Raw genomic sequence first — 14,822 nt, forward strand, 5'->3', positions numbered from 1 at the left:
ATGAATAACTAAAAACTAAAAAATGTATTTATTATAAATCTGCGTCTCTAATAGACTGTATTTCTTCTTGTGAAAGTGCTTTGTTGTATAGGCGCAGTTCATCAATAGAACTATTATCTGATTTATGATCCCAGTAACTAAATGTTTCACCACCAGAACCAACAGTAATTAAGTCGCAACCTGTCCAATCTATAGGAGCAGCCAAATCTGTAGAGTTAACGGCAACACCATCAAAATAAATGGTGCTTTTTGTGGAAGAAATAACTAGTGATACAAATACCCATTCATTATCTGCTACGTTTATAACATCACCATCATTCCAACTTTCATCAGTACCAATACCAATATTTGCTTTTATTCTCTGTTCTGTGTCACTACCTTCTCTAAATAGTCTTAACCCTTGAAAACGATCATCTGCATCATCACCAATAACTAAAATACCTGCCCTATCTGGATTAGCATCTACTTTGTACCAAAATGTTGCGCTAAACTCTGTACCGTTTAATAAATCATTTGTAGGATAGGTTATATAAGAGTCTGTTGTACTAGCAAAAGAATTACTACCAGCAACACTTTCATCTGCAAAGCCAGGCAATCCAATTACAGTTGCTTCTTGCGTTGTAAATTTGTTTTTAGTGTCGTTATCAAAAGGAGCATAAAACATTTCACCATCATAAACGCCAGTGTATGGATTTGTAACGTTTATCATATTTTCTATGTCATTAGTGGTTAGTGCTCTATTAAAAAAGCGTAATTCATCTATAGCACTGTTGTCTGACTTATGATCCCAGTAACTAAATGTTTCTCCGCCAGCACCAATAGTAACCGTATTACAATTTGTCCAGTCTACAGGAGCTGATAGGTCTGCAGTATTTACTGGTATGCCATTAAAAAATATGGTACTTTTTGTAGCAGAAATAGCAAGTGTAATATAAACCCATTCATTATCTGCTACATTAATAACAGCTCCATCATTCCAACTTTCTCCTGCTCCAGTACCAACATTAGCTTTAATTCTTTGTTCAGCACCATTACCCTCTCTAAATAATCTAATACCTTGAAAACGGTCATCTACATCATCACCAATAACTAAAATACCAGCTCTGTCTGGACTAGCATCTACCTTGTACCAGAATGATGCACTAAACTCTGCACCGTCAATTAAACCGTCTGTAGGGTATTCTAAATAAGCATCTGTTGCACCAGAATACGCATTAGTGCCAACAACGCTTTCACCAGCAAAACCGGGTACGCCAACTTTTTCTGCTGACTGTAAACCAATAAGGTCTACGTAATCACCATCAAAAGGCATATAAAGAGTTTCCCCAGCAAATAGTGACGTGTAAGCAGGCTCTTTTTCAAAGTTTACTGATGCTTCAGTGGTCTTGCCTTCTAAATCTGTAGCGGTAATAGTTAGTTGGTGTGTACCATCAACTAAATTATCAAAAACTAAATCATCTATTAAAACACGTCTGTAGTCTTTAAAGCTTGTAAAAGATTGAATATTGTTATTATCTATAGCTACGTTAATAGAGGCAACTTCTATATCATCAGTAACTTCAAAATCTATAATAATAGAAGTAACAATGTCTAGTACCTTAATTTTTGTGCCTTCTGTAGGGTAATTTATTTTAACTGTTGGTGCCGTAGCATCTTTTCCCGGTGCTACTTGTGTAATATCATCTATACCTTGATCACAAGAATAGAAAAACAATGCAGAAACCAAACAGGTTATTGTATATTTTAAATTTTTCATTGCTTTTTGTTTTTAGTTTGATGGGTTTCCTAATATTGGAAATTGATCTACCTGTGGTTGTGGGTAAGGAAGGTATATTTTATCTTCAGAAAATGTTCTTCCGTCATAGCTTAATTCGTTATACCTACCAAGTCTAACCATATCATAATAGCGTTTGCCCCACTCCATACCTAGTTCTGCAAATTTTTCATCTATTACATCGTCTAATGTTACACCAGTTAGTGATGGCATACCAGCTCTCTCCCTTACTAAGTTTACAGCATTATCTGCAGTTATAGATGTTGCAGATGCTCCTTGTGTAACCGCTTCTGCATACATTAATAAAACTTCTGCGTAGCGTAGTAAATTGTAGTTTTTATTACTACCGTACTCTGTTCTGCCCTCTATAAGTTGGTTTGATGGTAAGTAGTGCTTACCGCTAGAAAAAAGTGCTCTAGCATAGTCCTCTATAACATCACCATCTCTAGTAGTTTTATTTACAAAACTTGGTAAAGTTGCGTAATCTGGATCTGTTTGAAGCTCGGCAATACCACGATCTGTAAAAAGTACGCTAGTTTCTAAACGAACCGCTTCTCCACGATCTAACATAAACTTTATAAATTTGATGCTAGGCTCATAAAATCCCCAGCCAGAACCAGCACCAGTAACTGCAGGTGTCCAGTTTTGTGGGCCATAAGGTTGAAATAAATGACCTTCACGATCTCCTTCTCCCTGTCCAAAATCTGAGTACTGTAAATCCAATATGCTCTCATCACTTAACTTACCAGGAGTTTTAAAAAGTTCATAATAATCTGAGAATAAACTAAACTTACCAGAATTAATAATTTGACCTGTAGCAGAAGCAACTTCTTGGTAATTTTTAAGTTCTTGGTTTGCTAAAGCTTTAATTGTTAAAGCAGTGTATTTAGTAACGCCACCTGGGATGTCTGTACGCTCATTAGGTCTTGCGTCTGGTAAAAATGTAATTGCCTCATCCATCTGGTCAGATATATGTTGCATAACCTCATCTTTGGTAGGCAATTCTGTAACACTTAAAAGAGCACCTGTATCTGAAGATTCTGGAATAAAAACATCTCCCCATACCTGAGAAATTTGAAACAACATCATTCCTCTTAAAACTTTTGCTTCAGCAATATATTGGTTTCCTTTTTCTACACCTTCTGCATCTGCAAATTCTTGGTAACGAGCAATTTGTTCCATTGCAGTGTGTGCAGTAATTACGTCTACGTACACATTTTCCCAAAGAGAATTGTACATCCAGTAATCCTTATTGTAGGTAAAAAGGTCTGTTTCAGAAAAATCTTGTTGATCTCCTAAACCACCAGCATTAACATCATCTCCACGAACAGAAATTAATAAAGGTTGTTCCCATCCACGAGACTGAAAAGCATCATAAACACCAATGACAGATAAAATCATATCCTCGGTTTTTGTAAAATCTGTGCCACCAGCAAAATTGTTATTTTCTTGTGGCTCATCTAACTTGTCTGAACACCCTACAAATACCGATGCAATAAATGCTAGTATAAGTAGAGGTGATATATGTTTTTTATACAGTTTCATAAGTCTTATATTTTAATGTTAACTCCCATTGTATATACTGCAGGGATAGGATATGTTTGGTTATCTATACCATTAGCAACCTCTGGGTTAAACCCGTTATAACCAAAAATGGTTAACGGTTTTTCTGCTGTTAGGTAAATACGAGTTCTAGGAACACCTTTTAGTTTACCGTTTTTGTTAATAGTATACCCAAGTGTTATGTTCTGAATTCTAAAGTAGTCACCATCTTCTACGTAGTAATCGTTTAATTTTTGGTTCCATCCTTTACGTACTGCGGCTGCAGATGGGTAAGAGTTTGTAGTACCTTCACCGTGCCAACGGTTTACAGCAAAGTCTCTGTCCCAGTTAGTATCACTAGTAAAAATTACCTCTAATCTTTTGCGGTTAAGTATTTTGTTACCACCTTGACCAGAAGCAGTAGCTGTAAAGTCAAAATTTTTGTAGTTAAACCCAAAGTTAAATCCGTACGAGTATGTTGGCAGGTAAGACCCTAAAACTACGCGGTCATCATCATCAATAGTAGTAGGGTCACCACCGTTTTCTTTGTATTTAAAATCGCCAGGAACTAAGTTATTAGCTACGGCAACAGGGTCTGCAAGTATTTCTGCTTCATTTTGGTAAATACCAACAACTTCGCGACCATAAAAAGCGTAAAGAGGTTCACCAACTATAGAACGCTGACGAAATTCTGCTGAGCCAGCATCTATGTATTGTTGGCCATCTAAACTTAATACTTCATTTTTAAGTGTAGAAAAATTACCGCCAATGTTATAACTAAAATTATCTGATACTTTTTTACTCCAGTTTAAAGACATCTCAAAACCAGAGTTTCTAATTTCCCCTACGTTTTGTCTGGTAGAACCAGGTATTAATGGTCTTTGTACAGGAATAACTGCGTCTTTTGTATCTCTAACATAATAATCTGCCTCTAAGGATAAATTGTTAGCTAAAAAACTAGCATTTATACCAATATTAGTTTCCTCTGTAACTTCCCATTTTAAAGAAGTAAAATCACTACCTGTATTTAGACCGCTAAACATAGTGTCTCCTAGCGCAGTTGTAACTACAGAAGAAGTAATAGAGCCGTTACTACCAGAAACATTGTCATTACCTAATTTACCCCAACTACCACGTAGTTTAAGAAAATCAAAAACACCATTGTTTTGCATAAAAGGTTCTTCAGACACTACCCAACCAGCACCCACAGTAGGGAAGTAACCCCATTTTTCTTGGTATTTGTTAGTTCCGTCTGCTCTAAAGGTTCCGTAAAGCAGGTATTTGCCATCATAATTATAAGATACTCTACTAAAATAAGAGAAACCATATTCTCTTGCTCCACCGTCACCAACACTATTCTCTACAATAGTCTGTGCTTGGTCTAAATAATAAGCTTCTTCACCAGACAACGGAAAGTTTAATCCTGTGGCAGTTAAAAACTGATAAGACTCGTCTCTAAACGAAGTACCAGCTAAAACAGTTACATCATGATTACCAAAAGATTCTTTATAGGTTAATGTATTATCCCATATTTGGTTTGATATTGTTGTGTTACTTTTTGTTAATGAGGCATCTGGCCTCTGAAAACTATCACCAATGTAGTACGGTAAATTAACACTTCTGTACTCAAAAGTTTGGTAGTTGTGATTGTATGCAGTTTTAAACTTAAGTTTAGTAGGTATTAAGTCTAGTTCTGCATAAAAATTAGCAAGTACATTTCTAATTTTTGTTCTGTTTTCATTAAAATCTAAAAGGGGAAAAGGGTTTTGGCCACCTCTGTAGCCTAAGTCTTGAGCATTAGCGTAGTTTGTAGGGAAAACATCTGGGTCGTTAGCTAAAACCTCATCATATACAGGTAAAATAGGTACAGCAAAGTAAGCTGCACGCCAAGCAGAGTTATCGCCATCATACCTAGTAGCGTTACTAATTACCGTGTTAGCACCAACTTTTAACCAGTCGTTAGCATTAAACTCTATTTTACTTCTTAAGTTAAAACGCTCATATTCATTTTTAGTGTCTAATATACCTTGTTGTCCAAAGTAATTTGCACCTACAGAATAACTAACATCTTCACTACCACCAGTTACACCAATACTATGGTTTTGTATTAGTGCTGGCCTTATAATTTCATCATACCAATCTGTGTTAACATTAGGTATATTTGGGTTAACTCTACTACGACCGTAGCGTTGCATTGCATTTAAAATATAGTCTGCATCTGGTGCAGAACCAGATTCTAGAGCTAAGGTTGTAAACTGTTCTGCATTGGCAACTTTTAAAACGTTTTGTGCAACCTGAAAACCAGTATAGCCATCATATGTAATTTCTGCTTTTTTGTTAAAAGCTCCAGATTTTGTTTCTATTAAAACAACACCGTTTGCGGCTCTAACACCATAAATTGCAGAAGCAGAAGCATCTTTTAAAACAGAAATAGATGTTATATCTGCAGTATTTAAAAAGTCTATATTGTCAAAAAACATACCATCTACAACATATAAAGGAGCAGAAGCTCCCGTGTTGTAAGATCCTATACCCCTTACTCTAATAGTTGGTCCTTGCCCAGGAGAACCACTACTTACTACTTGCATACCAGCAACCTTACCTTGCATAGCTTGCATTGCAGAACCTGTAGGTACAGCTGCTAATTCCTCGGCTTTAACAGTGGTTATAGATGAGGTTAAATCTTTAGACTTCATTTCACCATAACCAATTACAACAACTTCATCTAAAGACTCTGCATCTTCTTCTAAGGTTATATTAATTGCGTCGGAACTATTTACAGCAATTTCTGATGTGATAAAACCAATATAGCTTACAACTAAAGTTCCGTTGTTAGGAACGCTGTTTAATTGGTAATAGCCATCAAAATCTGTTTGTGTTCCTGTTGTAGTACCTTTAATAATAATACTGGCACCAAGTAAAGGTGTACCATTATTGTCTACTACTTGTCCTTTAACCATTATATTCTCTTGGGCGTAGGCAGATATCCCGAACAGAATAAAGCAGATTAATAATATTTGATTGAGTATTTTCATAATACATTAAAAATTGAGTTAGATTTTTACTAAATTAATAAAACAAGGTATCCAGAGGTGTTTTGGTAACTACATAAAAACTACATCAACACCTAAAATGGGCTATATACCGCCAATAGTATGGTTTGCAGTAGTGTTGTGACTTTGTTTTTTATACACTTTTAACACTTTGATGTAGTAATGATGTACCTCGTGTTAGGTAATTGTTAAGCCGTTTTTGAAAGAAAAACCTTTATTTAAAGGTGATTAAGAAGTTAGATATGTTTTCTGAACTGTCTATGTTTAACTTTTTACGTAAACGGTAACGATGTATTTCTACACCTCTAATTGTAATGGCCATTAATGGCGCTATCTCTTTGGTAGACAGGTTCATTTTTAAATAAGCACACAATTTTAAATCTTTAGGAGTTAACTTAGGGTATTGTTTAAGTAAGTTTTCAAAAAAGTCGCTATGTAACTCTTTAAAATTCATTTCAAAACGTTTCCAATCCTCTTTATTGTTAACAGAATTGTTTAACCTTTTCATAAAAGATTTATAACGTTGTTGGTTAGGGAACTTATCTTTATTTTGAGTTAGTAAGTTTTTAAGATCAAGAATTATCTCGTTCTTTTTGGCAATATTAAGTGTGGTATTAGCTAACTCTTTTTGTTTAAGTTTTATTTCTTTAGCTAGCTTTTCCTTTTCTAAAAGCGCAATTTTTTCATCTTGTTCATGCTGCAAGCGTTCCTTTAGCTTATTATGCTTTATATTTAGCTTATACTTATTATATTTTCTGATAAGAATTACGCAGACTATAGTTAGTAAAAAGTAAATTAATATTGCGGGACCAGATAAGTACCAAGGTGCTTTTATAGTAAAGTTGATGTTATTTGGAACCGATTTTTTATTATCTATACCAACACCAAATACTTCTAAAGCATAACTACCGTAGCCTAAATTTTGAAATGATATAAGTCCGTTATTTAGCTCTGCAAACTGCGCATCCTTACCATTTAAACTATAATAGTACTTTGGATGCATTATGCCCGAAGATGCAATTTTTACAGTAATGTTACGAGAATCTTTATAAGGTAAAGTTATACTTTTTGTGTGTATTGGGTAGCTATTTTCCTTACCATTAAAACTAATTAGTTTAGGAACTGGCAACCTGTTGTTATCTTTTAATTGGTTGTTTAGCTTGTTAAAGTTTATTTGACTGTAACCGTCTACTAAAGTAAAATAAAATGTAGAGTCGTTTACTTTTATAATGTTTTCGGCTTCAGGAATTATACGTTTTTTTAAGCTTTGGTTTTCAATAATAATATTGTCTTCCTTAAAGTTGGTATAAGTAATTTTTTTACTGTTTTCGTTATCTATAAACCAAAAGTGATCATTGTTGTAATACAACAGCTCATTGTTTTTAAAAGAACTAAACTCTTCTAATGTTACAATTTTGTCTAAAATAGGATCGTACTTATACCAATTTCCTTGACTGTAAAATACAATCTGGTTTTTAATATTGTATAGCTTAACATTGTATTTGTTAGGTGCGTCTTGTCCGTTATACTCTTTAGTACTAATTACAGAGTCGTAAGTACTGTTTAGTTTAAGTTTATAAAAACCTTTATATGGGTGTGCAACCCAAAGCGTTTTATCATCTTCAAAACACAATTTTTTAACAGGTAAATTAAAACCTTTAAGTCTTTCTACAGACCATTGGTTGTCATTATCCTTACTATATTTTGCTATACCTGTATAAGTGCCTTGTAAAAAGGATGACTTATTCTCTGGTATTTTTTCTATTTGATAGCCTCCAGAAATAGTAGATACTTTAACCGAGCCATCTTTATTTAACTTAAACGTTCCTGTGTTATGTCCGCAAAAAAGTTCATTGTTAACAACGGCAATATCCCAGACGTGACCTTGAGTTCCTTTAACAAAATGCAATACATCATTATCTACATAATATAAGCCCGTATTAGAACCTAAGTATACTTTATTATTGTACAAGGCAATATCGTAAACAGTACCTAAAACACCTGTAAAATCTGTATAATAAGTAACTGCATGATCTAATTGTATATGGTCTATTCCGTTATCTAAACCAAGCCAAAGTTGATTTTTATAAGGAACCATAGATAAAATAGTGTTATTTTGTAACCCTACTTCACGGTTAATGCTTTTGTAGGTTTTAGTGTGGTTATCGTATAAAAAAAGTCCGTTTTTTATGGTGCCAAAAGCAATTTTATTTTGATTTAATACTATTATTTTATTTAACTGATGTTGTTTTAATGTGTCGTTAATAGTGCTATTCCAAGTTTTAATTTCTTCATTCTTAATTATATAACAACCATTTAACTTAGTGCCAATTAATAAACCTTCATTAGTAGAAGCCATATCTACTACAGTTTTATTTACAAAAGATATGTTGTTCTTTAGTACAAGAGGTTTTAGTGTGTCTCCTTTTAAATAAAACAGCCCATCATCACCGCCAGCAACTATAATTTGGTTATTGTGTTTTGTAATGTTGTTTACTATAATATCAGCCTTAATTACTGTTATTTTATTGTCTTTGTAAACATATACTTTAGAGAAAGACCTAAATACAATAGCATCATTAAAAGGAATAATTTGCCAAAATTCTTCACTAGTAAATACGTGGTTTTTTATAAGATGAGTTAATGATGTGTATTTTAAAACACCTAGGCTATCTTTTTCCCAAAATCCAAATTCTTCATAAGAACCTGTGTATACTTTATTATTAATACAGGCAACAGAGCGTATGGTAGTTTTACTAGGCAAGGTGTTAAGTTTCCACTCCTCACCATTAAAGTGTAAAAGGCCTGCGTTGTTGGCAGAAAATAATTCGCCATCTTCATTGGTGGCTAACCCCCAATTTTTACTAGCGGCATTGTAATCAAATATTTTATAATTGTGTATTGGAGGAAAAAGATTTTGACCAACAATAATGTAGCTACTAATAAAGAAAAGTAAAATAAGCGAGGTTAAATTTTTCATAGGGGATATAGAAAACTTAATGATTTTACGTATGAATATAAGATTATTACAGGGAAAACCAATTAATTATCTAAGCAAGATTAGTAAAGCGCCTATAGCTGTAAGAATTAGTATCATTTTTCTGAAAAATTTATCCTTAATGTACTTTACTAAAAAGGTGCCAATAATAAAACCAACAAAAATAGCAGGTAAAAGTTTAAGGTTTAATGTAAGCGATTCTTTTGTGATCGTATGCCAAACAAAAATGTGAAAAGGTAGCTTAAAAACATTGGTAATTAAAAAAAGCCATGCAGCAGTTCCTATAAACTGGTTTTTAGGTAAACGCATTGCTAAAAAGTAGATATTAGAAAAAGAGCCTGCCAAATTACCAATCATAGTAGTAATACCAGCAAGTAAGCCCATAGAACCTGCAAAAGCCCAATGTGTTGGTACGTTTTTAGATTTTTTTTGGTCCCACCAAAGCATCATTAATACAGTAACTAAAATAATGCCTCCCATACAGTATTTAAAAGAGGCTTCTGGTAAGTCTTTGCCAACAAATACACCTATTAATATACCGCCAACCATCCAAGGTAAAAACTTAATAATATATTTCCATTGGGTATATTTACTATAATAAATTACGGCAAAAATATCTCCAATAACAAGCAACGGAACAAGCAGGCCTGTAGATGCTTTAGATCCAAAAGCCAAAGCCATAAGAGTAACTACAATTATAGAAATACCTTTTAGTCCAGATTTAGAAACACCCATTACAAATACGGCTGTAAAAGCCAAGACCCATGCAGTTGTAGAAATATTTGCTGTTATTAATAGACCCATAATTGGCGTTTAGCTAAAAAAGACAAAAGTATTGTAAAAAATAATATCTTTACTAATTAACCAACTACTAAAAAATGGAATTAAGTGCACTGGATTATACGCTAATCATTGTTTTTTTTACAATTGTTTTGGGTATTGGGATTGTTGTTTCTAAAAAATCAGGAAAAAGTTCATCAGAATATTTTTTATCGGGAAGAACAATGCCTTGGTGGTTGTTGGGTTTGTCTATGGTGGCAACAACATTTTCTACAGATACTCCTAATTTAGTTACAGATATTGTTAGGACAGATGGTGTTTCTGGTAACTGGGTATGGTGGGCATTTTTAATTACAGGTATGTTAACTGTTTTTGTATACGCAAAGCTTTGGCGTAAATCTAATGTAAATACAGATTTAGAGTTTTATGAATTACGTTATGGTGGAAAACCGGCCAGCTTTTTAAGAAAATTTAGGTCTATATACTTAGGTGTTATATTTAATGTAATTACAATGTCTGCTGTAACACTAGCAGCAATAAAAATTGGAGGAATAATGCTAGGTTTAGAGCCTTGGCAAACAGTAGTAAGCGCAGGTTTAATAACGGTTACTTTTAGTGCATTAGGCGGATTTAAAGGTGTTGTGTATACAGATTTTTTATTGTTTTTTGTAGCAATGGGCGGTGCTATAGGAGCAGCGTATTACTTAGTAAATTTACCAGAAGTAGGCGGAGTAACAAGCTTACTAACACATGAAGATGTGAAAGGGAAATTATCTATTTTACCAGATTTTAGCAATACAAATGCTGTAATTACCTTATTAGTTATTCCTTTAGCTGTACAATGGTGGAGTTCTTGGTATCCAGGAGCAGAACCTGGTGGCGGTGGTTACATTGCACAACGTATGTTGGCTGCAAAAGATGAAAACCATGCTATTGGTGCAACTTTCTTTTTTAATATTATGCATTACGCATTACGCCCTTGGCCTTGGATTTTAGTTGCTTTAGCATCTATAGTTGTTTACCCAGATGTTGCTAGTATAGCAGAAGCTTTTCCTAATATAGCAGCAGATAAATTAGGACATGATTTGGCTTACCCTGCTATGCTAACAAAATTACCAAGCGGATTATTAGGCTTGGTGTTAGCATCATTAATAGCTGCTTATATGAGTACAATTTCTACTCAGCTTAACTGGGGATCATCTTATATAGTATATGATTTTTACAAGCAACAAGTAAATCCTAATGCATCAGAAAAACAATTGGTAGCTGTTGGTAGACTTTCTACTGTTGTGTTAATGGTATTAAGTGCTTGTTTGGCCTTGTTAATGCAAAATGCTATGGAGGTTTTTGATATGTTATTGTTGTTTGGAGCCGGTACCGGACTAATTTTTATTTTACGTTGGTTTTGGTGGCGTATTAATGCTTGGACAGAGATTGCAGCAATGTTTGCATCAGGAGTTTTATCTATAGTGTTAAAAGTGACTCCGCTAGGAAACTACCTTTTTGCTTTAGATACAGGAGTTTTTCCAGATTGGTTTCAAATACCATTTGTAGTATTAATAACAACCATAATTTGGGTAGCAGCTACGTTTATGACTAAGCCAGAGTCTAAAGAAGTCTTAAATAGTTTTTATAAAAAAATACAACCAGGAGGCCCAGGCTGGGAAAAGGTTGTAATAGATGCTAAAGCAGACAATATAGAAATTGTAAATCCAAATGAAAAATGGAGTGTGCCATCTGGTATAGGAGCTATGGTGCTAGGTTGTGTCCTTATATATACCTGTATGTTTGCAACAGGGTATTGGATTTATGGCGAAAAAACAAAAGGGATAATATTTACAGGTATTGCATTAGTGGCAGGTTTTTTATTAGTAAAAGCTTGGAATAAAATGAAAACAAATATTCTTTAATAAAAAAATAAGCCGTGTATATTTCTAAAAGAGATACACACGGCTTTAATATTAAAAAATATAAGTTTTTATTTTGCAATTAGTTTAGCAACATACTTACCAATAACATCAAACTCAAGGTTTACAACTGTACCTACTTTATAGGTATTAAAAACAGTGTTTTCAAAAGTATAAGGTATAATAGCTACGCTGAACGTGTTTTTTTCAGAATTAAATACAGTTAAACTTGTGCCGTCTATTGTAATAGAACCTTTTTCAATAGTTACGTTGTTGTATTTATCATCATATTCAAAATTAAAAATCCAGCTACCATCTTGCTCTTCAATAGCAGTACAAACAGCAGTTTGGTCTACGTGCCCCTGCACAATGTGTCCGTCTAATCTTGTGCCCAATATCATAGCACGCTCTAAGTTTACCGTAGAATTTAATTCTAAAGCCCCAATACTTGTTTTTTGCAATGTTTCATCAATAGCAGTAACTGTGTAAGTATCATTTTCTATAGCAACAACAGTAAGGCAAACACCATTGTGAGCAACACTTTGATCTATTTTAAGCTCTGGTGTTAAAGTAGATTTTATTGTAATGTGTAGGTTGGTGTCTTCTTTACGTAATGCGGTTACTTTCCCTAAAGTTTCTATAATCCCAGTAAACATATCGTTTTAATTAAGTAATTTTGCGGTGTAAATTTAGACATTATACAGTTGAATTATGCAAGAAGGCAAAAAAATTAAGGTAGGAATTTCTATAGGCGATTTAAACGGAATTGGCTGTGAAGTTGTTTTAAAGACTTTTGAAGACAACCGTATGTTAGATTTTTGCACTCCAGTTATTTTTGCATCAAACAAAACCATTTCTTTTCAGAAGAAAGAGTTAGGTTTAAATATAAACTACAATGGTATACCAGATGCAGACAAAACTATAGCAGGCAAAATTAATGTGGTTAATGTATGGAAAGAAGTTCCAAAAACTCAGTTTGGTGAAGCAACTAAAGAGAGTGGAGATTACGCACTAAAATCTTTGCAAGCAGCAACCAAAGCATTAAAAGAAGATAAGATTGATGTATTGGTTACTGCACCAATAAATAAAAATAATATTCAGTCTGAAGAATTTAATTTTCCAGGCCATACAGATTATCTAGCAAAAGAATTAGGTGGCAATAGCTTAATGTTTATGGTAACAAGCTCTTTAAAAGTAGGACTGTTAACAGACCATATAGCTGTTAAAGATGTTGCAAGCGCAATAACAGCAAAGCTTATAAAAGAAAAAGTAGCTACAATAGAGCGTTCTTTAAAAGAAGATTTTGCAATACAAAAACCCAAAATAGCACTATTAGGTATAAATCCGCATAGCGGAGATAATGGTGTTATAGGAAAAGAAGATGATACTGTTTTAAAACCAACAATTACAGAATTAAAAAATCAGGGAAAAATGGTTTTTGGTCCCTATTCTGCAGATAGTTTTTTTGGGTCTGATGCTTACAGTAATTTTGATGCTATATTAGCAGCCTATCACGACCAAGGATTAATACCTTTTAAAACATTATCCTTTGGCAAAGGAGTAAATTATACAGCAGGTTTATCTAAAGTACGTACATCGCCAGATCACGGTACCGCATATGAAATTGCAGGTAAAGGAAAAGCAGACCATAGTTCTTTTAAAGAAGCAGTTTTTACGGCATTAAAAATCTTTAAAAACAGGGAGGAGTATAAAGAATTAACTCAGAATCCTCTAAAAAAACAACGTTTAAAGAGGAAAGAGTAAAATATTTTTTATAAATTTAAGTGAAATTAGCCCCTAAAATAGGGCAAAACAATAGCTAAACTATTAAGTAGTAATATATTTACGCATAATAGTTGGGTTTAATTAAAAAAATAATATCTTTGCACCCGCCTTTAAGGAGGCTGGTACTTATAAATATAGTGTTGTTATGATGAAGCTAAAGGAGTTTTCCATTCCTTTTTCTGGATTAAAGCAGGGAAAGCACAGTTTTGAGTATAAAATAGACAATAAGTTCTTTGAATCTTTTGAGTACAATGAGTTTAATGATGCCAATATAGATATAGAGGTAAAGTTAAATAAAATGAGTACAATGTTGGAGTTAGAGATGATTGCAGAAGGAACAGTAAATGTTTTCTGTGATATTTCTAGTGAACCTTATGACCAAGCTATAAGTTCTACGTTAGAACTGGTAGTAAAGTTTGGCGAAGAGTATAATGATGAGAATGAAGAAATACTGATAATTCCTCACGGAGAACATCAGGTTAATATTTCGCAATATTTATACGAAATGCTGGTATTGGCTATTCCGTCTAAAAGAATTCATCCGGGAGTACTGGATGGCACTTTAAGATCTAAAGCCGTAGATAAGTTAGAAGAGCTACAACCAAGAGAAGAAAAGGAAAATAAAGAAGATATTGATCCCAGATGGGACGCATTAAAAAAATTAATAACGGATAAATAAAGTTTCATAATGGCACATCCAAAGAGAAAAATTTCAAAAACCAGAAGAGACAAGAGAAGAACGCACTATAAAGCGGTAGCTCCAACACTTGCAAAAGATGCAACAACAGGAGAAATTCACTTGTTCCACAGAGCACACTGGCACGAAGGTAAATTATACTACCGTGGACAAATATTAATTGACAAAACAGAAGAAGCAGTAGCTTAATTCTATCTTTGTACAATCTTCAAAACTCTCACCGTAAAAGTGAGGGTTTTTTTATTTTTCATCAATTTTTATCAAAAAATAAACAGTTTTGGTAAAA

Annotated in this window: 10 protein-coding genes; 4 read left to right on the forward strand and 6 right to left on the reverse strand. The window is 33.6% G+C overall.

Annotated features, from left to right (window positions below; translation table 11 throughout):
* Positions 1-31: 31 nt before the first annotated feature.
* The 5 genes from AX016_RS04420 to AX016_RS04440 form a co-directional block, all read right to left on the reverse strand.
* On the reverse strand, positions 32-1,756 hold the full coding sequence (locus AX016_RS04420) for a LamG domain-containing protein (RefSeq protein ID WP_100894462.1): 1,725 nt from the start codon (positions 1,754-1,756) through the stop codon (positions 32-34).
* 12 nt (positions 1,757-1,768) lie between these two features.
* Positions 1,769-3,319: a RagB/SusD family nutrient uptake outer membrane protein gene (locus tag AX016_RS04425; RefSeq protein ID WP_100894463.1), complete on the reverse strand. Its 1,551-nt coding sequence runs from the start codon at positions 3,317-3,319 to the stop codon at positions 1,769-1,771.
* Positions 3,320-3,324: 5 nt separating this feature from the next.
* Positions 3,325-6,351, reverse strand: coding sequence for a SusC/RagA family TonB-linked outer membrane protein (locus AX016_RS04430; protein ID WP_100894464.1), 3,027 nt, complete (start codon positions 6,349-6,351; stop codon positions 3,325-3,327).
* Between the two features lie 232 nt (positions 6,352-6,583).
* Positions 6,584-9,349 (reverse strand): helix-turn-helix and ligand-binding sensor domain-containing protein, encoded by a 2,766-nt coding sequence (locus AX016_RS04435; protein WP_100894465.1) that lies wholly within the window; start codon positions 9,347-9,349, stop codon positions 6,584-6,586.
* A 66-nt stretch (positions 9,350-9,415) separates the two neighbouring features.
* Entirely contained in the window at positions 9,416-10,171 is a 756-nt protein-coding gene (locus tag AX016_RS04440; RefSeq protein ID WP_100894466.1) for a sulfite exporter TauE/SafE family protein, read from the reverse strand.
* Between the two features lie 74 nt (positions 10,172-10,245).
* Between AX016_RS04440 and AX016_RS04445 the strand changes: the two genes are divergently transcribed.
* Positions 10,246-12,057, forward strand: a complete 1,812-nt coding sequence (locus AX016_RS04445; protein WP_100894467.1) for a sodium:solute symporter family protein — start codon at positions 10,246-10,248, stop codon at positions 12,055-12,057.
* Positions 12,058-12,125: 68 nt separating this feature from the next.
* Here AX016_RS04445 and AX016_RS04450 read toward each other — a convergent pair whose 3' ends face one another.
* The gene (locus AX016_RS04450; RefSeq protein WP_100894468.1) at positions 12,126-12,710 is read right to left on the reverse strand and encodes a riboflavin synthase; all 585 of its coding nucleotides are present in this window, start codon (positions 12,708-12,710) and stop codon (positions 12,126-12,128) included.
* Positions 12,711-12,765: 55 nt separating this feature from the next.
* Here AX016_RS04450 and pdxA point away from each other — a divergent pair, with 55 nt between their 5' ends.
* From pdxA to rpmF, 3 genes are all read left to right on the forward strand, one after another.
* Positions 12,766-13,818, forward strand: a complete 1,053-nt coding sequence (gene pdxA, locus AX016_RS04455) for a 4-hydroxythreonine-4-phosphate dehydrogenase PdxA (protein WP_100894469.1) — start codon at positions 12,766-12,768, stop codon at positions 13,816-13,818.
* A 166-nt stretch (positions 13,819-13,984) separates the two neighbouring features.
* Entirely contained in the window at positions 13,985-14,518 is a 534-nt protein-coding gene (locus tag AX016_RS04460; RefSeq protein ID WP_100894470.1) for a YceD family protein, read from the forward strand.
* A 9-nt stretch (positions 14,519-14,527) separates the two neighbouring features.
* Positions 14,528-14,725 (forward strand): 50S ribosomal protein L32, encoded by a 198-nt coding sequence (rpmF, locus tag AX016_RS04465; protein ID WP_100894471.1) that lies wholly within the window; start codon positions 14,528-14,530, stop codon positions 14,723-14,725.
* The last annotated feature ends 97 nt before the right edge of the window (positions 14,726-14,822 follow it).

Origin of the sequence: Cellulophaga sp. RHA19, from assembly GCF_002813425.1 — a bacterium.
Classification (GTDB): domain Bacteria; phylum Bacteroidota; class Bacteroidia; order Flavobacteriales; family Flavobacteriaceae; genus Cellulophaga.

What these genes read in the sequence shown, in the direction of transcription:
- AX016_RS04420 (WP_100894462.1), bottom strand. Translation starts at nt 1,756, where the DNA reads ATGAAAAATTTAAAATATACAATAACCTGTTTGGTTTCTGCATTGTTT.
- AX016_RS04425 (WP_100894463.1), bottom strand. Translation starts at nt 3,319, where the DNA reads ATGAAACTGTATAAAAAACATATATCACCTCTACTTATACTAGCATTT.
- AX016_RS04430 (WP_100894464.1), bottom strand. Translation starts at nt 6,351, where the DNA reads ATGAAAATACTCAATCAAATATTATTAATCTGCTTTATTCTGTTCGGG.
- AX016_RS04435 (WP_100894465.1), bottom strand. Translation starts at nt 9,349, where the DNA reads ATGAAAAATTTAACCTCGCTTATTTTACTTTTCTTTATTAGTAGCTAC.
- AX016_RS04440 (WP_100894466.1), bottom strand. Translation starts at nt 10,171, where the DNA reads ATGGGTCTATTAATAACAGCAAATATTTCTACAACTGCATGGGTCTTG.
- AX016_RS04445 (WP_100894467.1), top strand. Translation starts at nt 10,246, where the DNA reads ATGGAATTAAGTGCACTGGATTATACGCTAATCATTGTTTTTTTTACA.
- AX016_RS04450 (WP_100894468.1), bottom strand. Translation starts at nt 12,710, where the DNA reads ATGTTTACTGGGATTATAGAAACTTTAGGGAAAGTAACCGCATTACGT.
- pdxA (WP_100894469.1), top strand. Translation starts at nt 12,766, where the DNA reads ATGCAAGAAGGCAAAAAAATTAAGGTAGGAATTTCTATAGGCGATTTA.
- AX016_RS04460 (WP_100894470.1), top strand. Translation starts at nt 13,985, where the DNA reads ATGATGAAGCTAAAGGAGTTTTCCATTCCTTTTTCTGGATTAAAGCAG.
- rpmF (WP_100894471.1), top strand. Translation starts at nt 14,528, where the DNA reads ATGGCACATCCAAAGAGAAAAATTTCAAAAACCAGAAGAGACAAGAGA.